Source organism: Chryseobacterium sp. HMWF035 (assembly GCF_003094695.1).
Lineage (GTDB): Bacteria > Bacteroidota > Bacteroidia > Flavobacteriales > Weeksellaceae > Chryseobacterium > Chryseobacterium gambrini.
In genome coordinates, this window is sequence record NZ_QEHP01000057.1 from 21,646 (window position 1) to 47,095 (window position 25,450).

The 25,450-nt window shown below is 36.4% G+C and carries 25 protein-coding genes; 12 read left to right on the plus strand and 13 right to left on the minus strand.

Going from position 1 to position 25,450, the window contains the following annotated elements; all coding sequences use genetic code 11:
* Nucleotides 1–8 precede the first annotated feature (8 nt).
* The 4 genes from DD829_RS09490 to DD829_RS09505 all read left to right on the plus strand — a co-directional run bounded on the left by DD829_RS09490 (nt 9) and on the right by DD829_RS09505 (nt 4,585).
* The gene (locus tag DD829_RS09490) at nt 9–938 is read left to right on the plus strand and encodes a 2-hydroxyacid dehydrogenase (protein ID WP_108409544.1); all 930 of its coding nucleotides are present in this window, start codon (nt 9–11) and stop codon (nt 936–938) included.
* A gap of 152 nt (nt 939–1,090) precedes the next feature.
* Nucleotides 1,091–2,353, plus strand: coding sequence for a serine hydrolase domain-containing protein (locus DD829_RS09495; RefSeq protein WP_108409537.1), 1,263 nt, complete (start codon nt 1,091–1,093; stop codon nt 2,351–2,353).
* A 25-nt stretch (nt 2,354–2,378) separates the two neighbouring features.
* The gene (locus DD829_RS09500) at nt 2,379–4,124 is read left to right on the plus strand and encodes an Ig-like domain-containing protein (RefSeq protein WP_116547707.1); all 1,746 of its coding nucleotides are present in this window, start codon (nt 2,379–2,381) and stop codon (nt 4,122–4,124) included.
* 2 nt (nt 4,125–4,126) lie between these two features.
* The gene (locus DD829_RS09505) at nt 4,127–4,585 is read left to right on the plus strand and encodes a heme-binding domain-containing protein (RefSeq protein ID WP_108410953.1); all 459 of its coding nucleotides are present in this window, start codon (nt 4,127–4,129) and stop codon (nt 4,583–4,585) included.
* Nucleotides 4,586–4,867: 282 nt separating this feature from the next.
* Here DD829_RS09505 and DD829_RS09510 read toward each other — a convergent pair whose 3' ends face one another.
* The 5 genes from DD829_RS09510 to DD829_RS09530 form a co-directional block, all read right to left on the minus strand.
* A complete protein-coding gene (locus tag DD829_RS09510) occupies nt 4,868–5,383 on the minus strand; it encodes an NUDIX hydrolase (RefSeq protein ID WP_076396224.1) in 516 nt (171 codons plus the stop codon).
* Entirely contained in the window at nt 5,380–6,294 is a 915-nt protein-coding gene (gene xerD, locus DD829_RS09515; protein ID WP_076396226.1) for a site-specific tyrosine recombinase XerD, read from the minus strand. The genes DD829_RS09510 and xerD overlap by 4 nt, the downstream gene beginning before the upstream one ends.
* Nucleotides 6,295–6,300: 6 nt before the next feature.
* Entirely contained in the window at nt 6,301–6,723 is a 423-nt protein-coding gene (locus DD829_RS09520) for a deoxycytidylate deaminase (RefSeq protein WP_108410954.1), read from the minus strand.
* 50 nt (nt 6,724–6,773) lie between these two features.
* Nucleotides 6,774–7,541, minus strand: a complete 768-nt coding sequence (locus DD829_RS09525) for an enoyl-CoA hydratase/isomerase family protein (protein WP_108410955.1) — start codon at nt 7,539–7,541, stop codon at nt 6,774–6,776.
* A 105-nt stretch (nt 7,542–7,646) separates the two neighbouring features.
* Nucleotides 7,647–9,134, minus strand: coding sequence for a catalase (locus DD829_RS09530; protein ID WP_108410956.1), 1,488 nt, complete (start codon nt 9,132–9,134; stop codon nt 7,647–7,649).
* A 132-nt stretch (nt 9,135–9,266) separates the two neighbouring features.
* Between DD829_RS09530 and DD829_RS09535 the strand changes: the two genes are divergently transcribed.
* The 5 genes from DD829_RS09535 (at nt 9,267) to DD829_RS09555 (ending at nt 13,998) form a co-directional block, all read left to right on the plus strand.
* Nucleotides 9,267–10,217 (plus strand): LysR substrate-binding domain-containing protein, encoded by a 951-nt coding sequence (locus tag DD829_RS09535; RefSeq protein ID WP_076396233.1) that lies wholly within the window; start codon nt 9,267–9,269, stop codon nt 10,215–10,217.
* Nucleotides 10,218–10,457: 240 nt separating this feature from the next.
* Nucleotides 10,458–11,738, plus strand: coding sequence for a methionine adenosyltransferase (gene metK, locus DD829_RS09540; protein WP_108408705.1), 1,281 nt, complete (start codon nt 10,458–10,460; stop codon nt 11,736–11,738).
* An 84-nt stretch (nt 11,739–11,822) separates the two neighbouring features.
* The gene (locus DD829_RS09545; RefSeq protein WP_108408704.1) at nt 11,823–12,314 is read left to right on the plus strand and encodes a hypothetical protein; all 492 of its coding nucleotides are present in this window, start codon (nt 11,823–11,825) and stop codon (nt 12,312–12,314) included.
* Nucleotides 12,315–12,509: 195 nt separating this feature from the next.
* Entirely contained in the window at nt 12,510–13,100 is a 591-nt protein-coding gene (locus DD829_RS09550; protein WP_087708309.1) for an RNA polymerase sigma factor, read from the plus strand.
* Nucleotides 13,101–13,302: 202 nt separating this feature from the next.
* Nucleotides 13,303–13,998 (plus strand): YjjG family noncanonical pyrimidine nucleotidase, encoded by a 696-nt coding sequence (locus DD829_RS09555; protein ID WP_108408703.1) that lies wholly within the window; start codon nt 13,303–13,305, stop codon nt 13,996–13,998.
* Nucleotides 13,999–14,052: 54 nt separating this feature from the next.
* Here DD829_RS09555 and trpS read toward each other — a convergent pair whose 3' ends face one another.
* The 7 genes from trpS to ileS all read right to left on the minus strand — a co-directional run bounded on the left by trpS (nt 14,053) and on the right by ileS (nt 21,007).
* Entirely contained in the window at nt 14,053–15,021 is a 969-nt protein-coding gene (gene trpS, locus DD829_RS09560) for a tryptophan--tRNA ligase (RefSeq protein ID WP_108410521.1), read from the minus strand.
* Between the two features lie 322 nt (nt 15,022–15,343).
* Nucleotides 15,344–15,988, minus strand: a complete 645-nt coding sequence (locus DD829_RS09565; RefSeq protein WP_108410522.1) for a vancomycin high temperature exclusion protein — start codon at nt 15,986–15,988, stop codon at nt 15,344–15,346.
* A gap of 15 nt (nt 15,989–16,003) precedes the next feature.
* A complete protein-coding gene (locus DD829_RS09570) occupies nt 16,004–16,642 on the minus strand; it encodes a lipoprotein signal peptidase (protein ID WP_076396251.1) in 639 nt (212 codons plus the stop codon).
* On the minus strand, nt 16,642–16,833 hold the full coding sequence (locus DD829_RS09575; protein ID WP_076396253.1) for a DUF2683 family protein: 192 nt from the start codon (nt 16,831–16,833) through the stop codon (nt 16,642–16,644). The genes DD829_RS09570 and DD829_RS09575 overlap by 1 nt, the downstream gene beginning before the upstream one ends.
* Nucleotides 16,834–16,850: 17 nt before the next feature.
* Nucleotides 16,851–17,096, minus strand: coding sequence for a DUF6576 domain-containing protein (locus DD829_RS09580; RefSeq protein ID WP_108410523.1), 246 nt, complete (start codon nt 17,094–17,096; stop codon nt 16,851–16,853).
* An 81-nt stretch (nt 17,097–17,177) separates the two neighbouring features.
* Entirely contained in the window at nt 17,178–17,558 is a 381-nt protein-coding gene (locus DD829_RS09585) for a TraR/DksA family transcriptional regulator (RefSeq protein ID WP_002983772.1), read from the minus strand.
* 59 nt (nt 17,559–17,617) lie between these two features.
* The gene (ileS, locus tag DD829_RS09590) at nt 17,618–21,007 is read right to left on the minus strand and encodes an isoleucine--tRNA ligase (protein ID WP_108410524.1); all 3,390 of its coding nucleotides are present in this window, start codon (nt 21,005–21,007) and stop codon (nt 17,618–17,620) included.
* 564 nt (nt 21,008–21,571) lie between these two features.
* Here ileS and DD829_RS09595 point away from each other — a divergent pair.
* The 3 genes from DD829_RS09595 to DD829_RS09605 are packed head-to-tail and all read left to right on the plus strand — an operon-like array spanning nt 21,572 to nt 24,106.
* Nucleotides 21,572–22,864: a phenylacetate--CoA ligase family protein gene (locus DD829_RS09595; protein WP_108410525.1), complete on the plus strand. Its 1,293-nt coding sequence runs from the start codon at nt 21,572–21,574 to the stop codon at nt 22,862–22,864.
* A gap of 18 nt (nt 22,865–22,882) precedes the next feature.
* The gene (locus DD829_RS09600; protein ID WP_123906839.1) at nt 22,883–23,485 is read left to right on the plus strand and encodes a hypothetical protein; all 603 of its coding nucleotides are present in this window, start codon (nt 22,883–22,885) and stop codon (nt 23,483–23,485) included.
* A 21-nt stretch (nt 23,486–23,506) separates the two neighbouring features.
* Complete coding sequence (locus tag DD829_RS09605) at nt 23,507–24,106, plus strand: hypothetical protein (RefSeq protein WP_123906840.1); 600 nt, start codon at nt 23,507–23,509, stop codon at nt 24,104–24,106.
* Nucleotides 24,107–24,152: 46 nt separating this feature from the next.
* On the opposite strand, the gene DD829_RS09610 is transcribed toward DD829_RS09605, so the two are convergent.
* Entirely contained in the window at nt 24,153–25,397 is a 1,245-nt protein-coding gene (locus DD829_RS09610; RefSeq protein WP_108410528.1) for an NAD(P)/FAD-dependent oxidoreductase, read from the minus strand.
* Between the last annotated feature and the right edge of the window lie 53 nt (nt 25,398–25,450).

Genomic DNA, 25,450 nt, shown 5'->3' on the forward strand with positions numbered 1-25,450 from the left:
TGTCTTCCATGAGAATTTTACTCCTCGATAAAAACCATCCCTTAATTACCGAACAGCTTTTAGCTAAAAACTTTATTCTGGAAGAAGATTTCAGCTCTTCTTATGATGAGGTTTGTGCTAAAATTGAAAAGTACGACGGAATTATCATCCGAAGCAGAATTCCTTTGGATAAGAATTTTTTAGAAAAAGCAGAAAATCTGAAATTCATTGCAAGAGTAGGAGCGGGAATGGAAAATATAGACATTCCGGTTGCTGAGAAACTGGGAATTCAACTGATCAATTCTCCGGAAGGAAACAGGGATTCTGTGGCAGAGCACGTTGTCGGGATGTTGCTGATTTTAATGAACCGGCTTTTTATCGCTTCTCAGGAAGTGAAAAACGGCATCTGGCTTCGTGAAGAAAACAGAGGCGACGAACTGTTGGGAAAAACAGTGGGACTTATCGGTTATGGAAACATGGGAAAAGCCACAGCAAAAAGACTTTCTGGGTTTGGCTGTACAGTGATTTTTCATGATATTCTTCCTGATCTTTCGGATGAATTTGCAACACAGGTTTCTTTGGAAGAATTAAAGGAAAGATCTGAAGTTGTAAGCTTACACATTCCATTAACGGAACAGACGTATTATCTTGTGGACGGTTTGTTTATCTCTGAGATGAAAAACAATTTCTATTTTGTAAACACAGCAAGAGGAAAGAATGTTGAAACGAAAAGTTTAGTTGAGGCGTTAAAAGCAGGTAAAGTAAAAGGTGCCTGTCTTGACGTTTTGGAATACGAAAAATCTTCTTTCGAAAATCTGGAAACGGAAAATGAAGACCTTCAATACCTTCTGGAATCCGAGAAAGTAATTGTTACTCCGCATATTGCAGGATGGACGGTTCAGAGTAAAGAAAAACTGGCGCAGGTGATTGTAGATAAAATTGTGGCACAGTTTGCTTAGCCTTGAAATTCAGTAAGGTTAGAAATAAATTTTTACGATACTACTTTATGAATTATTTTTCATTTTTATTTATGTTAAATAATTCATAATTTCTATTCAGGAGATACGAATTATTTCGAGTTTTATTAAATTGCCGCTCATTTTCGAAACTCATGACGAAGCGTAATTTTATCCTTGTATTATCTGCCTTTTTATTTCTTTTTTCCTGCAAAAAAAAATCTGAAAATCAGGACAGTGTTGCTGAAAGCACGACCAATCTTCCCAATTACGGAAATGTAGATGTAAACAAAGTTTTTACGCCCGCGGAAAATCAGGTTACCAATAAGGCTTCACTGGCAAATTATATCAACAGCTATTATCAGAAAGTTTGGGAAAACGGCGATTTGAGCGGGGGAATTTTAGTTGCGAAAGGAGATAATATTATTTTCGAAAATTACAGAGGCTTTGCCAGAGAAGGAAATCAGAACCCGATTGATAAAAATACGCCTCTTCATGTGGCTTCCGTTTCAAAAACATTAACCGCAATGGCAATGCTGAAGCTCGTTGAAGCAGGAAAAGTGAATTTATCCGATCATCTTACCCAGTATTTTCCTGGGTTCCCTTATCCGAATGTTACCGTTAAAACTTTACTAGACCAGAGAAGCGGTCTTCCGAAATACGAATATTTCATCACGAAAATTCAGCCGGCTCCCGCAGAACTTTCAAAAACGTTCCTTACCAATGAGGATATTTTGAATATGATCATTAAATATAAACCGGATCTGGCGAGAGAAACAGACACCGGATTTATGTACTGCAACACGAATTTTGCGATGTTGGCTTTAATTATTGAAAAAGTAACGAAAGTTCCTTTTCCTCAGGCGATGAAAGAAATGGTTTTTGATCCTCTGAAAATGAAAAACTCCTATATTTTTCAGGAAAAAGATATTCCTACGGCATCACAGTCTTTTTATTACGGAGGAAATAAACTGTATCCTTTAGACAGGCTGGATTTAATTTACGGAGACAAAAATGTATATACCACACCGAGAGATTTATACAGTTTTTCAAAAGCAATGTTTTCGAAGGATTTTTTAAAGCCTGAATTGATGGAGCAGGTTTTCACACCTTACAGCAATGAAAAATTCGGCATGAACAATTACGGTTTCGGCTTCAGAATGAAAATTTTTGATAACGGAGAAAAACTCACGTATCACAACGGTTGGTGGCACGGAACCAATTCTGTTTTTGCGCATCTTCTGAAATCTAAAGTTACCATTATTGCTATCGGAAATAAATATTCCAACAGAGTGTATACCGCTTTGGCTTTATCGGGATTATTTGAAGATTTTCCGCCTCAGAAAGATAAACTTCACAGCGTAATGAGCGATGATCGCGATACATTGAAAGGTCATGGTGAAGTTTATGGAGAATAATGTTTATTTTTGCGTAAACATCTTCATGAAAAGAATTCTTTTTTTATTGGTTTTCGCTTTTCTTTTGCAGTCTTGTGCAAGAGTAGGTTCTCCTATCGGGGGCGCAAAAGATTCCTTGGCTCCGAAATTTTTAAGTTCAAATATAGATTCTTCAAGAGTAAATGTGCCGAGAGATATAAAGCAGTTGCGAATAGATTTTGACGAATACATTACGTTAAAAGACATCAACAAAAACCTGAATATTTCTCCGCCGATTAAAAATATCACCAGAATTGTTCCTTCCAATATTGCCAACAAGTTTATCCTGATCCAGTGGAAAGACACTTTACAGGCGAATACAACGTACAATTTTAATTTCGGAAATTCAATTGCAGATAATAATGAAGCCAATATTCTGAGATATTACAATTTCGCGTTTTCTACGGGAGATAAGCTTGATGATCTTTATGTAAGCGGGGATGTAAGAGATGCTTTATCTATTAAAAAAGCCAGTGAAAATAAATTTGTTGTCGGATTGTATCAGGTAAAAGACACCATCAATTACAAGCAAAAGCCGTATTATATAACAAAAGTTGATGATGATGGCTATTTTGAACTGAATTATCTTGCTGCCGGAAAATATAAAATCATCGCATTTGAAGATGAAAACGGAAATTCCATCTACGATCCGGGGAAAGAAAAAGTAGGTTTCCAAAAAGATCCTGTTGTCGTAGAAAAATCGGTTTCAGGATTAAATCTGAAATTATATCCTTCTAAAAAACCGGTGAAATATCTTGAAATGAAAGAAGCTCCGGGAGGAGTTCTCATGACTTTCGAAGGAAAACCGGATGAAGTAACCGTAAAACCTTTAAACGAAAAAATAAAGGAATACAAGATAACCCACGCTCCGAAGTCCGATTCCGTAAGAATCTGGTTTGATGCTGTGAAAAGTGATGTAGGACAGACTACAAACGAGAATTTAAAATTCGGATATAATGCCGCCGTCGGAAAAAAAGACAGCCTTTACAACGCTTCGTTGTTTTACAGATACAATGCGAAAAACGCAATGGACATCAACAGCGATAACGGCGGTGCAATGCTTACTCCGAAAGAAGACTTTAAAATCCTTTCCAATTATTATGTGGATAAAATAAACACTGATAAATGGATTTTCAGAGTTGCAGGAGACTCATTGAACACTGTTCCTTTTACCGCAAAAATCTCAGAGAAAAATCCGTATCAGATTTTGGTGAAAGCGGATTTTATTTCAGGTAAAAAATATCAGCTTACCATTCCGAAAGAAACCGTTTCATCATTCTTTGCAAAAAATTATCAGTCGAAACGTTTCGATTTTGAAGTGGATAAAGTTGAGAATTTCGGAAGTTTAAAATTCATCCTTCAGAATGCTCCGAAATCAAGCTACTGGCTTCAGTTATTGGATAATTCAGATAAAGTGTTGTTCCAGAAATATACCAAAGGAAGCGAGGTGAAATTTGATATTCTTAAACCCGGAGAATACATCGTAAGGATTTTGGCAGATAATAACGAAAACGGCTTCTGGGATGAAGCAGATTTCCAGAACGAAACTTTCGCGGAAGATTCCTACATTTACTACAAAACAGCCATCGTAAGACCGCTTTGGGACAGCAACGAAAACTGGGATCTGAAAGATACAAGAGTTCTGGATCCGTCAAAAATCAGCACACCGAAAGCAGAGCCGAAATCTCAGCCGAAAGATGCTAATAAGCTTGATCTGAAAGGAAATGATGCTTTGGTAACGCCTTCAAGATAAATATGAAAACATTTAAGAAAATATTTTTCTGGACTTTGCTGGGATTTGCTTTAATTCAGTTTATTTCAACAGATAAAGTAAATCCTCCGGTTGATCACAAAGTGAATTTTGTGGATGCTAAAAAAACACCTGCAAAAATTCAGGAATTGTTGAAAGGAGCGTGCTACGATTGCCATTCCAACGAAACCGTCTATCCTAAATATGCCTACATTGCGCCGATTTCATGGTCTGTGAAAAGCCATATCAATGAAGGACGGGAACATCTTAATTTTTCTATCTGGAATACTTATAATAAAGATTTAAAGCAGAGTATGCTGAGTAAGTCGATCCAGACCATTCAGAATAAAACGATGCCGATGCCGGGTTATATTGTTTATCATAAGGAAGCTAATCTGTCCGATGCAGAAAGAGCTTTACTGATTCAGTATTTTGATCAGATACTGAAATCCAAAACTTATTAATCAAACTTAAGTTCGGTGTAAGAATTTATAAAAACAAATGGTTTAACTGTTTGATTTTCATTGCGCTTGTTCTATTCAGTAGTCAATCATTTCTTAAAAGCATTTCATAGAATATAATACTTCTCCGTTTTCCTCTGCGATAAAATAATCAGATTTTGAAAATCAACTTAAGAATCTTTGGTTTAGGTTGATCATGCAAAGCAGAGCATAAAAAATCTCCCGCAAATTTCACATATTCAGTAGATGTCTGTAAAATCTGCGGGAGAATATATTTCAGGAATATTAAATATTCTTCAGATACTCTTCAAAAAACTTTTTCTGAGAATCAAAAGCAATATCCTCAAGATTCAGTTCTTTTAAAGGAATCCACACTGCTTCTGAAATTTCAGACAGTTCAAGATTCACTTCAAATTTTTCCGGAACGCGGTATTCATAAAAAAGATCAATGGTATTATAATCAATCTCTTTGTACTGATAGACGTTTGGAAGGCTCGTTAAGTACTTTAAATTTGAAATATCAACATCCAGCTGCAGCTCTTCAAAAAGTTCTCTTTTACAGGTTTCTTCCGCACTTTCCTTCGGGTCTACAAAACCTCCTGCAAGATCGAGTTTTCCCTTTTTAGGATCTCTGTTTCTTCTTGTAAGATAAATTTCATCATTATATCTTATTACCACAGCTACCGCTCCGGCAACGTTGTTGTATAATGTGAAACCACAGTTTTGGCAGCTCCATTTTCTTTCTCCATCCCACTGTAAAGATTCTTTGCCGCAGTTGGGGCAATATTTCAATATTTTCATTGAGTTACATTAATATTTCTCGGGTGATAAGACAAGATCACATCACGCAGCTCTTCTGTTTTCAGGTGGGTGTAGATCTCTGTCGTCGTAATGCTGGAATGACCGAGCATTTCCTGAATATAACGAAGATCTGCACCATTCTGAAGCAAATGGGTTGCAAAAGAATGTCTGAATGTATGCGGTGATATCTTTTTGCTTACGCCCGCTTTGTCTGTTAATTCTTTTATAATTAAAAATACGATTACTCTGGACATCGACGTTCCGCGGCTGTTCAGGAATAAAGTGTCTTCGTATTTCTTATTAATTTTACTTTTAGAACGTACTTCCTGAATATAATTTTCCAAAAGATCTGCCGTATAATCCGCTAAAGGAACGAAACGTGTTTTGTTTCCCTTTCCGTTTACCTTAATATACTGCTCTTTAAAATTGATATTGGAAATTTTCAGATCAATAAGTTCCGAAACACGGAGTCCGCATCCGTACAGAACTTCGATAATACACTGGTTTCTCTTTCCAAGGTCGGAATTTACCTCAATTGCGCTGATAATCTTGTTGATATCGGGCAGACTTAAGGTATCCGGTAAGTAAAGACCCAGTTTAGGACCTTCAAGCAAAGAAGCTGGATTGTCTTCACGGTATTCATCCTCCAGTAAAAATTTGAAGAATGCTTTAATGGAAGAGATCCATCTTGCCTGAGATCTTTCGCTGAATTTTTGTTTGGAAAGATTGAAGATGTATTCCTGCAGATTTTCGTAGCCTATAGTATCTGGTCCGACGTTGTCCAGATCTTCTTCTGCGTATTCTTTTAGTTTTTTGATGTCTCGAATATAGGCGTCGAGAGTGTTTTCTGAAAAGTTTCTCTCGAATCGAAGAAAGATCTCAAAATCCTTAATTTTTTCATCCCAAGTCATGTTGTGTTATTTTTTTAGTTCACTTTCCGAAATTTGTTCTATTTCAATATCGTGGTTTCTTAAAAATGATATTCCGTCGTCGTCCGAATATTCATTGATGTAGACAAGTCTGGTGATTCCCGCCTGAAGAATGAGCTTACTGCATTCTTTACAGGGTGAGAGCGTTAAATACAGTGTTGCGCCTTTTGCAGACTGCGTGGAAGCTGCCAGTTTTAAAATAGCATTGGCTTCTGCATGAAGTACGTACCAGTGTGTTTTCCCGTCATTGTCCTCACAGCAGTTTTCAAATCCTGAAGGAGTACCATTATAACCATCTGAAATAATCATCCTATCTTTTACGATAAGAGCTCCTACTTGTTTTCGTTTACAGTAGGAAAGTTTTGCCCATTCCTGAGCCATTTTTAGATAAGCTTTGTCAAACTTATTCATACCGCCGCATTTGTTTGTTTCGAAATAATTTGTATTAAGGGTAAAAAAGGCTAGAAGCCCGGCTTTCTTTTTTCAAGAAAAGCAGAAACTCCTTCTTTTTTGTCGTCCATTTCAAAAAGCTCTCCGAAATATTTAATCTCAGTTTCAAAACCTTTATCCGTGTCCGATAAGTTTACAGCTTGAATTGCTTTGGAAATTGCCATTGGTGAATTGTGGGCAATAACGTTGGCTAATTCTTTTGTTTTGTTTAATAATTCTTCTATTGGATATACTTCATTTACCAGTCCGATTTCTTTTGCTTTTGCAGCAGGAATCATCTTGGCAGAGAAGATCATTTCATTGGCAATACCTTTTCCTACAAGCTTCGGTAATCTCTGGGTTCCTCCGTAACCGGGAATTAATCCTAAAGTTACTTCCGGAAGTCCCAGTTTTGCATTTTCCGATGCGTATCTGATGTGGCAAGCCATGGCAAGCTCAAGACCTCCGCCTAATGCAAAACCGTTTACGGCTGCAATTACTGGCTTGGTCATATTTTCAATTTTGTTGAATAAAGTATTGTGTCCGTTTTTGGCAAGTTCTTCTGCCTTTTCCTGTCCAAAATCACTAAATTCTTTAATATCTGCTCCTGCAACGAAAGATTTTTCACCGCTTCCTGTAAGAATAATAACCCTGCAGGATTTGTCTGAATCTAATTCGTCCAAAGCCGAACTTAATTCGCTGATTGTTTTAGCGTTAAGCGCATTTAAACTCTCAGGTCTGTTTATTGTAATAATAGATATTTTATCTTCTTTATTTAATAATATATTTTCGTAACCCATTTTCCACTTTAAAATATTATTCTGTGCAAATTATGAATTTTTTATAAAAAAAAGCAAGAAATATTGATTTTTTTTCCTTCTGATTGAAATTATTGTTTAAGATACTTATTTCGTGTGGTTCATCATATTTGCATCAATAACCACATTCAGTTGAGATGCCACTTTCATTCCAAGCTCAATATTAGCTCTGAAAAAATGACATAACTGTCTGTTAATGATCTCATCTTTTTTCGGTCCCGTGATTCCTTTCATGCTTCCAACAATGTTATTTACAAGGTTTTGCCTGTCTTCCGTATTCATTGCTTTAGTATACAATAATCCGGGTTGGGTGTAATGATCGTCATCATTTTCATTTCTGTTGTAACTTGCTACATGAGCGCTGTCCAGTTCATATTCGAAACTTTTGTAGGCAGGATCCGGCTTAATATCATCAAAACTGTTCGGGTGATAGTTCGGCTTATCCTGATAATGGCTTGAATCTGCCATAAATCCGTCTCTCTGATAATTGTTAACCGCAAAAGGACATCTGTTAACTTCCAGCAGATGAGCATTTACGCCCACTCTGTATCGGTGCGCATCCGGATAAGAAAATAATCTTCCCTGAAGCATTTTATCGGGTGAAAAGCTGATTCCGTCGATTAAATTACTCGGCGAGAAAACAGATTGTTCTACGTGCGCAAAATAATTAACCGGAACTTCGTTCAATTCCATTTCTCCGACTTCAATTAAAGGAAAATCGCTCTGGAACCATACTTTGGTAATATCAAAAGGATTCCATCTGAAATCTCTTGCCTGATCTTCCGTCATTACCTGAATATACATCGTCCATTTCGGGAAATTTCCTTCCTCAATTGCGTTGCAAAGATCTTCCTGCGCAAAATCAGGATTTTCTCCGGCCATTTTTACCGCTTCATCATTGGTGAAATTTTTAATTCCCTGTTTGGATTTCAGATGAAACTTCACCCAGACTCTTTCATTCTGAGCATTGATCATAGAGAACGTGTGAGAACCGAAACCGTGCATATGTCTGTGTCCGTAAGGTGTACCTCTGTCCGACATTAAAATCAGGACCTGATGAAGAGATTCAGGATTCAGGCTCCAGAAATCCCACATCATGGTTGCACTTTTCAGATTCGTTTTCGGAACTCTTTTTTGGGTATGGATGAAATCCGGGAATTTTTTCGCATCCTTGATGAAAAATACCGGCGTGTTATTTCCAACCAGATCCCAGTTCCCGTCTTCTGTATAAAATTTCAGGGCAAAACCTCTTGGATCTCTTGCCGTATCTGCGCTTCCTTTTTCTCCGCCTACCGTGGAAAAACGGGCAAACATTCTGCATGAATTGCCAACTTTAGAAAATAATTTTGCTTTTGTATACTGGGTAATATCGTGGGTAACCGTAAACGTTCCGTAAGCTCCCGTTCCTTTTGCATGAACAATTCTTTCCGGGATTCTTTCTCTTACAAAATGAGCAAGATTTTCCTGTAAAATAAAATCCTGCAGCAATACCGGACCTCTCGGACCGACTGTTTGTGAATCCTGATGTTCGTAATAGGGAGCGCCGTTACTTAAGGTTAATTTTTTAGAATCCATAGATTTATGATTTTTGTGAATGATTTTTTAACTGTATTTGTTTATGTAAAGGTACTAAATATCAAATTTACTTGAATTTTTAATTGCAAATGGCAAAAACATTTTATCTTTGTAATAGATAATATTAATCAGATGAACATTCAGCAACTCGAGTATCTTATCGCGGTTGATAAGTACAAACATTTTGGGAAAGCGGCTCAAGCATGCTTCATTACGCAGCCTACACTAAGTGCAATGATACAGAAATTTGAGGATGAACTGGATGTGAAGGTTTTCGACAGGACAACGCACCCGATCCGTACCACAGATGTTGGGCTTCAGATCATCGATCAGGCGAAGGTGATTATAGAATCTGTCAATGAACTTAAAAATAAAGCCAATCTTTTAAACAATATTTTAGGAGGAACCATCAACATCGGAATTATTCCTACCGTTTCTTCTTTTATCCTGCCTACGGAAATATTCAAATTTTTGGAAGAAAACCCGAAAATTCAGATGAATGTAAAGGAAATGACGACAGACAACATTATCAAAGCTTTGAAAGCAGGAGAGTTGGATGCCGGAATTATTTCTACCCCTTACGATGCGGCAGATGAATTTTATCAGGATTTCTTATTCAATGAAGAATTGATGATTTACAGTTCTGAGAAAGAAGCCAACAAGAAAAACTCTTATGTCGTTCCGGAAGAACTTAATGTAGAAAAAGTGTGGCTGCTTGAGGAAGGAAACTGTCTGAGAAACCAATTCGAAAATATCTGTCATTTAAAAGAAAATACATTAAAGCCTAAAAACTTAGATTTTCTCGCTTCTAATATCCAGACTTTGGTTCACATGGTGGATAAAGTAGGAGGAATCAGTATTTTGCCGGAGTTGGCTCTTAATCAGCTTTCAGATGTACAGAAGGAGAATGTTTTCAGATTTAAGAAGCCTTTCCCGTACAGAGAAATCAGCATTATTTACTACAAACCGACCTTTAAGCAGAAGATTATTGATGAATTATCGCATTCTATCAGAAATTCTTTAGAGAAAAAACTGAATTATCACGAAAATCCAAAAGAATTTGTAAGCATAAAACCGCAATAGTGTTTTATGTTAAATATCATCAAATCATTAATTTAAAGAAGAGATAATAAGTAGACAAAAATTTTGAGTATTAAAAAATAGTACTTAAATTTGCCAACGTTTACGAACGAGGAAAAATTTGACCTGATTGCAACCTCTATAAAAATATGCTAAAACAGTATTCTTTTTTAGACCTTCATTAGACAATTTATTCTTATTTTTCTTCGTATATTTTTTAATCTAAAAAACAAACAGAATAATATGTCTTATTTATTTACATCTGAATCCGTTTCAGAAGGACATCCGGACAAAATTGCCGATCAGATTTCCGACGCATTAATCGATCACTTTTTAGCATACGACAAAAATTCAAAGGTAGCTTGCGAAACTCTTGTAACAACAGGACAGGTGGTTTTGGCGGGTGAAGTAAAATCGGATGCTTATCTTGATGTGCAGACGATTGCCAGAGAAGTTATCAACGGAATCGGATATACAAAAGGAGAATATATGTTCAACGGAGATTCTTGCGGGGTTATTTCTGCAATTCATGAGCAGTCTCCGGATATCAATCAGGGGGTAGACAGAGCGGTAAATGATGAGTCTTTCGAAGCTAAAGCAAACGCACAGGGAGCGGGAGATCAGGGAATGATGTTCGGATATGCAACCAACGAAACGGCAAATTATATGCCTTTGGCTCTGGATCTTGCACATACTATTCTTAAGGAACTTTCTGCGATCAGAAGAGAAAATTCAGAAATTAAATATCTTCGTCCTGATGCAAAATCTCAGGTTACGATTGAGTATTCTGACGATCATAAACCAATCAGAATAGATTCTATCGTAGTTTCTACACAGCACGACGATTTCGGATCTGAAGAAGAAATGCTGAACAAAATCAGAGAAGACATTAAAAATATTCTGATTCCAAGAGTCGTTGCTTTACAGACAGAAGAAATTAAAGCGTTATTCAACGATCAGATCAAATATCATATCAACCCGACAGGTAAATTCGTAATCGGTGGTCCTCACGGAGATACAGGTCTTACAGGAAGAAAGATTATCGTAGATACGTACGGAGGAAAAGGAGCTCACGGTGGTGGTGCATTCTCAGGAAAAGATCCTTCAAAAGTAGACAGAAGTGCGGCTTATGCAACAAGGCATATTGCTAAAAATTTGGTAGCTGCAGGAGTTGCGGATGAAGTTTTGGTACAGGTTTCTTACGCAATCGGGGTTGCAGAACCTTGTGGATTGTACATTAACACGTACGGAACGGCAAAAGTAGATCTTAACGATGGAGAAATTGCTAAAAAAGTGTCTACCATCTTCGATTTGAGACCTTACGCAATCGAGCAGAATTTAAAGCTAAGAAATCCGATCTATCAGGAAACGGCTTCTTACGGACACATGGGAAAAGAACATTATATTGCCAGCAAAACTTTCAATAAAGGTCATAAAAATGAGCTTACTCTGGAAAATCTTGAGTTCTTTACATGGGAAAAATTAGACAAAGTAGAAGAGATTAAAGCTTCTTTCGGAATTTAATTTTAAACAGATACAATATAAATGGCTGCTTTATCTTTTTGATAAGGCAGTTTTTTTTATTTTTACATTAAATAAAATTTGAAGATGATAAACGCCAGATCTGCAATCGCAATCCTTTCCGTATTTTTCCTGAGTACATTTGCTAAAGCACAGTTAACGGTACATAAAATGATAAGTGTAGGATATACTTACCAAAACCAAAGTTTAGGGGAAATAGGAGGGAAGCTGCTTTTCTTAAAAAATGATGATGTTATTTACCGTTTGGGAGGTTCTGCTTTGATGGGTTCTGCGCATTCCCAATTTGCGATTATGCCCAAAATTTCTGCGGATGTTTTACTGAATTTTGAAAAGAATGTAGACTTCAACCATTCCTATTATTTTCTGATGGGAGCAGAAGGAACCAATAAATATTTTGCTCCAAAAGTAGGCGTTACGCTTTTCGGGATTCTGGATCTTACCGGAGGTTATGCTTTTCCGATCGGAAACAGCGGAATCAATGGTAAAGAACTGAAAGGGGTGAATGTTAATTTTACACTAAATATCCCTACTGTATTCATTCATGACATGTTTAAATAGGTTTTTTTAAATTTTTCTCGTAAAAAATTAATAAATGGTTAACAGTTATTAAAAATTTATTATATTTACACCATAGAAAAATTGTATCCGCCTATTGATTCGACTTTACTCTGAAGAATTGTTTTGTATTTACAGCTGAAGCCAGATAAAATATCTGGAAAAATTATAGTCAGCATTATTTATTGAGAAGAAGTTATGAAATCAAAATCGGATAGTTTACTAATTTCCCTTTACCAAAAAGGAGACGAAGAGGCGTTGTCTACCCTTATACACCGCCATCAAAGAGAATTGTTTACATTCATTTTTTACAAAATTAATGATGAAGATTTAGCAAATGACGTATTTCAGGATACCTTCATGAAAATTATCATTATGCTGAAGGAAGGACGCTATAACGAGGAAGGAAAATTCATTCTTTGGGCAAAAAGAATTGCTCACAATCTTATTATCGATCATTTCAGATTGAAATCTAAAAATATGAAAGTTTCAGAAACTACTTTTGAAACGGACGAATATTCTGTTTTTGATCTTTTGAGAGAACCTTCCGAAAATATCGAAGATCAGCTTGTTACCAATCAGATTCAGGAAGATCTTTTAAGAATGCTTCAGTTTCTGCCTGAAAATCAGCAGGAAGTCATTAAATTAAGATTTTTTGACGGGTTAAGCTTTAAAGAAATTGCAGATCATACCGACATGAGTATTAACACTACACTGGGAAGAGTACGGTACGCTTTAATCAACCTGAGAAAAATCATGGAAGAAAATAATATTATCTTAACACGCTAGATAATAATTTCGGAAAATTCTCGTTTTTAAGGAAAACATTTTCGCCTATGAGAAAAAATGATCCCTTAAAAGTGAAAGCTTTGAAACCTAAGAAACAAACCATTGAGTTTTTACTCAACTTTTCAAAGAGCGTCGAGGTAGTGAAAGCCAAAGGCAAGAATTATCCGGTATCCAAGAATTAAAATTATTAATTTTGTGCTGTATGAAAATTCAGCACATTTTTTTTGATCTCGATAATACACTTTGGGATCACCGTCGCAATGCGTATTTAACGATAAAAGATCTTTTTGAGAAGGAAGAAATCGGGTTAAAGTACAACATCAATTTTGAAGAATTCCATTCTGTTTATCATGAAATTAATGAAAAACTCTGGGAAGATATCCGCGATGGAATTATCGATAAAGAATATCTCAGAAAACACCGTTTTTATGATACCTTTAACCATTTTGGAGTAGATGATCCGGAATTGTCGATGTATTTTGAAGAACATTTTTTAGATAAAATTCTCAATCATAATGAGCTGGTAGAAGGGGCAGAATATATTCTTGAATATCTTAAGGCAAAAAGTTACACATTGCATATTATTTCTAACGGCTTCAAAGAAGTGACGGAGAGAAAATGTATTTTATCCGGCATTGCTCAATATTTTCAGACCATCACAAGCGCAGATACAGTCGGAGTAAGAAAGCCACGTCCTGAAATTTTTGAATACTCTCTGAACCTTTCAGATGCCAGAAAAGAAAACAGTATTTTAATTGGCGATGACTGGGTTGCAGATGTTGTCGGTGCGCAGAATTTTGGTATGGATGTGATTTTCTTTGATGTTTTAAAGGAAAACAAAACCGAAGAAGGCTTGAAAGTAATTACACATCTTTTGCAGATTAAAGAGTATTTATAAAAGTTTCGGCGGCACCTTCGGTGCCGCCGAAACTATATCTTAAAGCTTAGAACATTAAATTCCCAGACTTTCTCTCACTCTTTTCATCGTTTCCGCAGCAATCACTCGCGTTTTTGCTGCGCCTTCCTGAAGTTTTGCTTCCAGTTCATCAAGATTGTTCATATAATAAGAGAAAAGTTCTCTTTCTTTTTCAAATCTTGTTAAAATAAGATCCAAAAGTTCTTTTTTCGCATGACCGTAACCAAAGTTTCCGGCTAAATATTTCGCTCTCAGTTCCTCAGTCTGTTCCGGAGTGGCAATTAACTGATAGATGGCAAATGTTTTATCGTTTTCCGGATCTTTAGGCTCTTCTAAAGTTTTAGAATCCGATTCGATGCTCATCACCTGCTTTTTCAGTTCCTTTTCAGGCAGAAAAATATTGATGATATTTCCTCGCGATTTAGACATTTTGTGTCCGTCAACTCCGGGAACGTATTTCGTGTTTTCCTGAAGCTCAGATTGTGGCAAAACAAAAACTTCACCCATCTGATTATTAAATCTGGAAGCTACATCACGCGCAATTTCCAAATGCTGAAGCTGGTCTTTTCCTACCGGAACAATCTCCGCATCGTATAATAAAATATCTGCAGCCATTAAAATCGGATACGTAAACAAACCTGCATTCACATCCTGCAAACGGTCTGCTTTATCCTTGAATGAATGCGCCAAAGTTAATCTCTGATAAGGAAAAAAACATGATAAATGCCAAGAAAGTTCACAGGTTTCAGGGATGTCGCTCTGTCTGTAAAAAAATGTTTTTTCGGTATCTAATCCACAAGCAAGCCAAGCCGCAGCAATCTCGTAGGTATTCTGTTTCAGTTCTTTCGCGTCTTTAATCTGCGTTAAAGAATGTAGATTCGCGATGAATAAAAATGATTCGTTTCCTTCCTGTTTCGATAATTCTATCGCAGGAATAATTGCACCCAAAAGGTTTCCCAAGTGTGGTGTTCCGGTGGCTTGAATGCCGGTAAGAATTCTTGACATTGTTTAAAGTTTATATTTAAAATTAATGAACTGCAAATTTAATCAATTCTCTCACAGATTCCATGAATTTACAGAGATGTTTATGTTTTATTGTTTATGGTATTCGTGAAAATATTAGTGTTATTTTGTGTTTGGGAAATTTAAACGCAAAGATTTTATTCAAAAGCTATTATTTTTAGAAGGCAAAGGCAAATAAATTTGCTGCACGAAGCTTGAAAACGGAGCTTCATCAAATCAATTTGTTGATACTTCTTTGCACACTTAGAAAAGTAATTATTATCAAATTAAAAACTTTGCGTTAAAAATCTGCAAGAAAAAAATATTAAGGAATTGAAATCTTATCTCCTCCAAATTTCGGTTCAACTCCTAAAAGAAGATCCAGATACGCTTTTGCTTTCGCCAGATATTCTCTCAGATTCGTCTTCAGACCTGCGTATTTATTCACGTCGGGAGCATTGTATCCGAAAGCTTCCATGCCGTTTTGTTGGGCTAAAAATACCGCCCTTTCATTATGGAATTTCTGTGAAACAATAATTAATTGATTTTGCCCGAAAATCTCCTTTGCGCGTACAACAGAATCCAGTGTTCTGAAGCCGGCAAAATCAAGAAAAATGCTGTCCTTTGGAACTCCATACTCCATTAATGCCATTTGCATATCTTCCGGTTCATTATAGTTTTTCTGGCTGTTGTCTCCGCTTACAATAATGTATTTCGCCTTTCCGCTTTTATACAGATCGGCTGCAGCCTGAATTCGGTTATAAAAATAGGCATTAGGTTTTCCGTTGCTCAGTGTTTTTCCTGTTCCCAGAAGTAGTGCCGTTTTCATATTCGGAACCTCTGAGATATTGTATGATATATGGGCTTCGCTGTCTTTTTTAATGCTGTAATTCGCCCAGGCAATAAAAATAATTCCTGCCACAAAAAGAAGCAGGAAAATTTTAAAAATGTTTTTAATTAATTTTTTCATCAACAGTATATTCTTTTAAAATTCCAGACCGTTCGGAAATGCTTTTTTTCTGAAAATCAATAATAAAGCAGCTCCCACTGTAATTGCCGAATCGGCTACGTTGAAAATATATTTAAAAAATTCCAGATGTTTTCCTCCGATTAAGGGCCAGCTTTCAGGAACGTTCCAGTCTACCAGTGGAAAGTGAAGCATATCGACCACACAGCCTTTCATGAAAGTAGAATATCCTTCCCCGAAACTGGTGAATTTCGAAATTCCTCCATACCCGATCCATCTGTTGATGCTCTCATCGTAAACCGTTCCGCTGTCAAAAATAAGTCCGTAAAACATTCCGTCTATTAAATTTCCGATTGCTCCGGCAAAAATCATTGCCATCGGAATCAGAAGATAATTGGATTCTCCTTTTTGTAACCATTTTTTAAACAAATAGATCATTCCGCCGATCAGGATAATTCTTACCAGAACCAGAAAATATTTCCCGATGATACCTCCGAAATGAAGTCCGTAAGCCATTCCAGGGTTTTCTACAAACGTTAATTTAAATCCCGGAAGTACAGAAATACTGTCATCAAGATTAAAATGCGTTTTTACATAAATTTTTGAAGCCTGATCTATTAATAAAATAAGCAAGGTTACAAATGCTATCTTCTTCATTATAATCCTTTTGGTTTGTAAGGTTTTCCTATCTTTTCGTTTCTTTTGTCAACGATCTTCTTTACCGTTTTCTCGTTGTGATGGGTATTCTTGGTATGGAATTTTTCGAACTTAATGTTCATTTCTTTCAAAACACTTTTCAGGGCAGTAAGCTCCATTGCGTTTTTGGTGTGGACTATTATGGATTCCATTTTTTTTAATTTAAATTTTACTTTTTAGACAATTCGTCAAGTCTTTTTCTGTCTTTTGCCGACAGATCATTCACTCCGTTTTTTCCCATCTTGCTCAGAAGACGGTCGATCTCTTTTTCCCTTTCCCGTTTATCAGAATTAAACTGATCGTCAATCGTATAATTGCGCTTTTCATCCGGAAAGAACCTGTTTTTAATGTGGTCTCTGTTGAAAAATGCCAATACAACGGCAACGATAATTCCTAAAATTAATAATTCGCTCATGGGTAGATATTAAAAATTAGGTTTATAAAGTATTCCTCGAAATACGATATAAACCCAAATTTATTGTAGCTAACCTTGTGGTTATTTCTGCATATTTTTCGCTTCGATGCTCAGCGTAGCGTGAGGAACCGCCAACAGTCTTTCCTTCGGAATAAGTTTACCCGTTACTCTGCATACACCGTAAGTTTTGTTTTCAATTCTTATCAAAGCGTTCTTCAGGTCACGTACGAATTTCTCCTGTCTTCCGGCCAAAATAGAATTCTGTTCTTTACTCAACGTTTCAGCGCCTTCCTCAAATGCTTTGAAAGTAGGGGAAGTATCATCCGTACCGTTATTCTGGTCGTTGATAAAACTTTCTCTGATCAGTTGTAAATCCTTTTCAGCCTTTTCTATTTTTTCCTTAATGATTGCTTTAAACTCTTGTAAATCAGCATCACTGTATCTTACTCTTTCGTCTGACATGTTCGTTTCTCTTTTTTAATAAAATTATGAAATGGAATTTGAAAAACAATAACTATAAGTTAATTTTTTTCAACATTTATCTTAAAATTAACCTCATCTATTTCGATTTCGTTAAAATTTGAAAGTGAAGATACAATTTCTATTTTATTTGACAAGACTTCGGATGAAATATATTCTTCATTTTTCTTGATGTCATCAATGAAAGGAGCATTTTCTTCCAAAGAGATCGTAATTCTGTCCGTCAAATCGAAATCCTTCTCTTTTCGCAGGTTCTGAACTCTGTTGATGAATTCTCTTGCGATACCTTCAGATTTTAATTCATCTGTTAGCGTCAAATCTAATGCCACAGTGGTTTTTCCGTCGGAAGTTACCGTCCATCCCGGAATATCTTTTGTGGAAATTTCCACATCTTCCGGTGTAATTTCGTAACCCTGCACATCAATTTTTCCTTCTTTTTCCAAAGTGGAGATCTGTTCTGCGGTGAAATTGGTAATTTCTCCACCCACCGTTTTCATGTCTTTTCCTAATTTAGGACCTAAAGCTTTGAAGTTCGGTTTGATCTGTTTTACAATTAAATGCGACGCTTCTTCAGCATTAATTAACTGTAATTCTTTAACGTTTACTTCCTGCTTAATTAAATCTGCAACCGCGGAAATCTGCTCTTCCGTTTTCTTATCCAAAACAGGAATCAACACTCTTTGAAGAGGTTGTCTTACTTTCAAACTTTCTGCACGTCTGATGGAAAGAACTAAACTTGTTATCGTCTGTGCTAAATGCGTTTTTTCAACCAGATCCTGATCGATTAAACTTTCATCAGCAACCGGGAAATCCGTTAAGTGGATCGATTCCGCAGTTTCTTTTCCGGTTACTTTATTTAAATCCTGATACAACTGATCCATAAAGAACGGAGCGATTGGCGCAGATAATTTAGCAACCGTTTCAAGACACGTATATAAAGTCTGGTAAGCTGAGATTTTATCTTCAGAATAATCTCCTTTCCAGAAACGTCTTCTGCAAAGTCTTACGTACCAGTTGGATAAATTGTCGTTCACGAACGTATTGATCGCTCTCGCTACTCTTGTCGGTTCGTAATCTTCGTAGAATGCTTTAACTTCTTTAATTAACAAATTCAGCTCAGAAAGAATCCATCGGTCGATTTCCGGTCTGTTCTCAACCTCTTTTTCAGAATAATTAAATCCGTCCACATTCGCATACAATGCAAAGAATGAATACGTATTGTATAACGTTCCGAAGAATTTTCTTCTCACTTCATCAATTCCTTCGATGTCGAATTTCAGGTTTTCCCACGGATTCGCATTGGAAATCATATACCAACGTGTTGCATCCGGACCGTAAACCGATAAAGTTTCAAACGGATCTACTGCATTTCCTTTGGATTTTGACATTTTCAGCCCGTTTTTGTCCAAAACAAGTCCGTTACTCATTACATTTTTATAAGCAACAGAATCAAAAACCGCCGTTCCGATTGCATGAAGCGTATAGAACCAACCACGAGTCTGGTCAACACCTTCCGCAATGAAATCTGCAGGGAACGCTTTATTATTATCAATTAATTCTTTATTTTCAAAAGGATAATGCAATTGCGCATAAGGCATTGAACCGGAATCGAACCAAACGTCGATCAGGTCGCTCTCACGCTTCATTGCTTTTCCTGAATCTGAAACCAAAACGATTTTGTCTACAATATTTTTATGCAGATCCACAGATGCATAATTATTTTCAGACATATCTCCGATGATGAAATCCTTAAACGGATTTTCAGTCATCAATCCTGCTTCTACAGATTTTTCAATCTCGTTGTATAATTCTTCTACAGATCCGATGATCTTTTCTTCCTTCAGATCTTCTGTTCTCCAGATTGGCAAAGGAATTCCCCAATATCTTGAACGGGAAAGATTCCAGTCGTTTACATTTTCAATCCAGTTCGCAAAACGTCCTTCTCCTGTAGATTTCGGCTTCCAGTTGATTTCTTTGTTTAAATCTACCAAACGGTCTTTTACAGCCGTCATTTTCACAAACCATGAATCCAGAGGATAATACAATACAGGCTTATCTGTTCTCCAGCAATGAGGGTAGCTGTGAACATATTTTTCTACTTTGAAGGCTTTATTTTCTGTTTTCAGTAAAATTGCCAGTTCTACATCCCATGATTTTTCGGGTGCAGTTCCTTCATCGTAATATTCGTTCTTGATGTATTTTCCTGAGAATAATTCAGGAACATTTTCTCCCTTGATAAATCTTCCCTGTAAATCTACCAGCGGAACAAGATTATCATTTTCATCTTTTACCAGCATGGGCGGAACTCCGGCTTCTTTTGCCGCTTTCGCATCATCTGCACCAAAAGTAGGCGCAATGTGAACAATTCCTGTTCCGTCTTCAGTGGTTACAAAATCTCCCAAGATCACTCTGAAAGCTTTTTCAGGAGTGTCGTTTGGAGTAAACCATGGAACCAACTGCTCGTATTGAGTTCCTGTTAATTTTTCTCCCGTAAATTCTTTTAAAATCTGGTAAGGAATGGTCTTGCTCTCCGAAGTATAGTTCGCAAAATCTTCATCTGTTCCTTCCGCATATTTTTTCCCGAAATTTTTATTCAGAAGAACTCTTGCCAGAACTACAGTTACCGGCTGGAAAGTATATTGATTAAAAGTTTTAACCACAACATATTCAATGTCTCTTCCTACAGCCAAAGCCGTGTTGGAAGGCAAAGTCCAAGGTGTTGTCGTCCATGCAAGAATGTTTACATCTCCTTCAACATCATTAAACAGATCGGTAGATTCTTTTTTTACTTTAAACTGCGCCACAATCGTAGTGTCCGAAACATCATGATACGTTCCCGGCATATTTAACTCCGCAGAAGAAAGTCCGGTTCCTGCTTTTGGCGAATACGGCTGAATCGTGTAACCTTTATACAGCAGATCTTTGTTGTACAATTGTTTCAGAAGCCACCAAACCGTTTCCATGTATTTTGATTTGTACGTGATGTACGGATCATCAAGATCTACCCAATACCCGATTTTTTCAGTAAGGTTATTCCATACGTCTGTATAACGCATTACCGCTTCACGACACGCTTTGTTGTAATCCTCAATCGAAATTTTTCTGCCAATATCTTCTTTAGTGATTCCTAATTCTTTTTCCACACCAAGCTCTACCGGAAGTCCGTGCGTATCCCAACCCGCTTTTCGGAAAACCTGCTTTCCGTTCTGGGTCTGATAACGACAGAAAATATCCTTCAACGCTCTGGCCATTACGTGGTGAATTCCGGGCATACCGTTTGCTGAAGGCGGACCTTCATAAAACACAAACTCAGGTTGCCCCTCACGAATCTCAACACTCTTATTGAAAGTTTTATTCTGCTTCCAGAATTCTGCGATGTTCTCGGCTACGTCAATAAGGTTGAGGTTTTTGTACTCTTTAAATTGGCTCATTGTAATATATCAATATCGTTGATTAATTAAGTTGGCAAATTTACTAAAATTTGTCGGTTTATAATATATGTTTTATTTTGATATTTCCTATTAAAAACTTCTGTTTCAGAAAAATAAATAAAAAGATTAATTTTTTGTGAACAATCAAGGGTTGATTATAAACTTTTGAAGAGTTTTTTAAACCCAAATAGCACGAATGTTTTCACAAATACCGTGGATTTTCATTGGTGTTTATCAGAGGGGCGAGCTTTAGCCCGCTTCAATAGTAGTATTTCAAATTGGTTTTAACCGAAACTTACATTTTCGTTTATAAATTTAAACGCAAAATTTATTTAATAAGCGATATTTCCAGGCTTCGAGAAGTAATTATTTGCCTTTACCTACTAAAAATAAAAGAATGCAGAACAGCAACTTTGCGTTAACACTTGCAGCAAAATTCTTTTCACGAATAATAACAAAAACAAGTCATCATCGAAATCCGCAGGAAAATAAATCTGCATAATCAACAAAACCTGCGACAAATTAAAATAAACTAATAAATTTGTCCTTTAAAAATAAAAACCATTGGACTTTTATCCATCCATCGAAAGATCAGACATTCAGGAAATAAAAAAGTTTCAGGAGCAGAAGCTTCAGGAACTTTTAACGTATCTTGAAACTCATTCACCATTTTATCAAAAGGTATTCAAAGAAAACCATATCCATATTGCTGAAATTCAGACTTTGGAAGATCTGAAAAAAATTCCGACCACAACGAAGAACGATATTCAGCAGCATAACGATGATTTTTTCTGTGTGACACCCGATAAAATTGTGGATTACAGTACGACTTCAGGAACACTGGGAGATCCTGTAACATTCGGATTATCAGATAACGATCTTGAAAGATTAGCCTACAACGAAGCCATTTCTTTTGCGTGTGCAGGAATAAAAAAAGGGGATGTAGTACAGATGATTACCACGATCGATAAAAGATTCATGGCGGGACTTGCTTACTTTTTAGGACTCAGAAAAATGGGAGCCAGTGTGGTAAGAATGGGACCGGGAATTCCCGAACTTCAATGGGATTCCATTTTTAGATACAAACCGAAATATTTAATCACCGTTCCGTCTTTTTTGCTAAAAATGATCGATTATGCCGAAAAACATGGGATAAATTATAAAAATTCCAGTGTTTATGGAGCAGTTTGTATCGGAGAGAGCATCAAAAATCAGGATTTTACGGATAATATTCTTTCCCTGAAAATTAAAGAAAAGTGGAATATTAAACTTTTTTCAACCTACGCTTCTACGGAAATGAGCACCGCTTTTACAGAGTGTGAAGAACAAATTGGCGGACATCACCATCCGGAATTAATTATCACCGAAATTCTTGATGATGAAGGAAATCCGGTAAAAGAAGGCGAAAGTGGGGAACTTACGATTACTACTTTGGGTGTTGAAGCAATTCCGTTGTTGAGATTTAAAACAGGCGATATTGTAAAAGCACATTATGAGCCGTGTAACTGCGGAAGAAATACGATGAGGTTGGGTCCTGTCATCGGAAGAAAACAACAGATGATCAAATACAAAGGGACTACATTGTATCCGCCTGCAATGAACGATATTTTAAATGATTTCAATAAGATTCTCTGTTATCAGATTGTTATTCAGTCAAACGAAATCGGGTTGGATGAAATTATCATTAAAATAAGCACAGACAGCAATTCCGAGGGTTTTGTAAATGAAGTAAGAGATCATTTCAGAGCAAAATTAAGAGTGAGTCCGAAAATTGAACTGGTCGATTTTGATGTTTTATCTAAAACGGTATTTAATCCGAACAGCAGAAAGCCGATAACGTTTTCGGATTTAAGATAAAGGATAAATAAAATAACCATGAGAAAAACGATATTTCTATTTTTAGTAGCTTTCTCGTCATGCTTGATGGCACAAAGAGTAAAAGTCATTACTGGAGATTATAACTTTTTAAAAGATCAAAAATTCATTAAAGTTGTTTTCAAATTTGAAGGTGTTACTTTTGCTAAAAAGAAAATTACCGAAGAACAATATATCGATGAGAGAATGCAGGAGATTGAAAAGAGGGCAGGAAAAAAAGAAGCTGAAAAATGGAAAAATGACTGGGAATTTTCAAAATCTAAAACTTTTCAGGATAAGTTTTTAGCTTCATGGAATAAGAATACAAAAATTGAAGCATCTACAGATTTCAAAAGAACAAAATACACTCTAATTGTTGAGCCGACATGGATTTCTCAAGGTATTTTTGGAGGAATTGGCAGTATTCCTGCGGAAATGAATTCTAAAATGACCTTTGTAGAATCAGACAATCCCACGAATATTTTAATGGTTGTTGAAGGAATAAAAGCAACGGGAGATAATGGGATTGGTATTCCGAATAATAATAATCGAATTGCAGAATGTTACGCAAAAACATCTAAAATGTTGGCGTTAAAAGTAGATCATTATGTTAACAAAAAATAGATTTTAAAATTTAAATAAACGATGAAAAAAACATTCCTATCCTTTCTGGTTTTTTTAGCCTGTGTTCTACATGCACAAAAGATGAAAGTGATTTCCGGAAATTTCGATTTCCTGAAAGGACAGACTGAACTGAACCTTAACATGGATTACAGCCACATAACATTTTATAAAGAAAACATAGATGAGGCAGGCTACATTGCCAAACAGGAAAAAGCGATCCAAAAAGCAGGTAAAAGTCCTGAAGAATTTGAAAAGTGGAAGAAAGACTGGGAATATTCTAAAAATACTCAGTTTGTGGATAAATTTTTAGCATCCATGAGTAAAAACACGGATATTAAAACTTCTGTGAACAATTCATCTGCAAAATATACTCTCATTGTAGAAACTGTCTGGATTTATCCGGGATGGTTCGGAGGAATTATGAACCAGCCTTCAAAACTGAGTACACTTTTAAAATTTGTAGAAACAGAAAATCCTTCTCATGTTTTACTGGAAATCGAAAGTAAGAATGCTCCCGGCGATAATTTTGTGGGACTTCCAAATAATAATGACAGAATTTCGGAAGGATATGCCAAAACAGCAAAGACTTTGGCTCATATGATTGAAAGAGAGATCAAATAAAAAGATAAGATAAGAAATCCGCCTCTGAAATAGGAAGCGGATTTTTTTATGCTTGTTGCTTTTCTGCCTTAATAAATTCTGCCAGATTTTTAATTGCCGTATCATGAATTCTCACAAAAGTATTCTTCTTGTTCCAGACATAACCCGCCAAAACCGCACAGATTTTTCTTTTCACATCAGGATTTTCCGGTTGGTGGAAAAATAATTCCTGAAGATTTCCGGTGTACCATTCTTTTACATACGTTGTGAAAACATCAACGCCGTATAAAATATAGTCTGCAAATTCCTTTTGCCAGTCTACCTGTTCGCCGTTCAGTTGCCTTAAGGCTAATTTTGCTGCGGTCATTCCGCCTTCTGTGGCAAAAGCCATTCCTGAAGAGAAAACCGGATCTAAGAATTCCGAAGCATTTCCTGTAAGCGCAAAACCGTCACCGTACAATTTTTTTACCGAGCACGAATAATCTTTCAGATGTTGAGGTTCAAAAAGAAAATCTACATCCCCGAAACGTTTTACATAATAATCCGAAAGGGAAATTGCTTTTCTCAGAGCTTCCGTTGTATCGCCGTTTGCGGATAATTTTTCGATATATTCAGTAGGTCCTACAATTCCTACGCTCGTGTTTCCGTTAGAAAAAGGAATTACCCAAAGCCAGACTTCCGTTTCTATAATATCAAAAGAAATCAGAGTTCCTTCCGTTCCTTCTTCCCGGTTAATGTCTTTTACGTGAGAAAAAATCGCAGAATGAGGAGAAAGCTTTGAAGGTTTTTCTAAATCCAAAAGTCTCGGTAAAACTCTTCCGTAACCGCTGGAATCGATCACAAATTTGGCATGAATTTCTTTTATTTCGCCGTTCTTATTTTTTACAGTCGTTACAGAATCTGTTCCGTTGAATTCAATGCCGATGACTTCCGTTTCGAATTCAAGATCAATTCCTTTATTAATGACTTCCTGAGCTAAAACATTATCAAAATCCGCTCTCGGAACCTGCCACGTCCAGTCCCATCCTTCCCCGAATTTATTACTGAAATCAAAAATGCAGACTTCGTTGCCTCTTAAAAAACGTGCTCCCAGTTTCTTCTCAAAGCCCATTTTGTCAAGAGCAGGGAAAAGTCCGGCTTCATCAAAATGATCCATCACACGAGGAATCAGGCTTTCTCCAATAACCAGTCTTGGAAATTTTGTTTTTTCAACAACTTTCACGTTGACGTTGTTCTTCTTTAAGTATGAAGAAGATACGCAGCCGGACGGTCCGGCGCCGATTACAAGAACGTCAACAAATTCTTTGCTCATCTTTGATTTTTTATTTTAATAATTACTTCTATCTTTGCCGCAAAATTAATGAC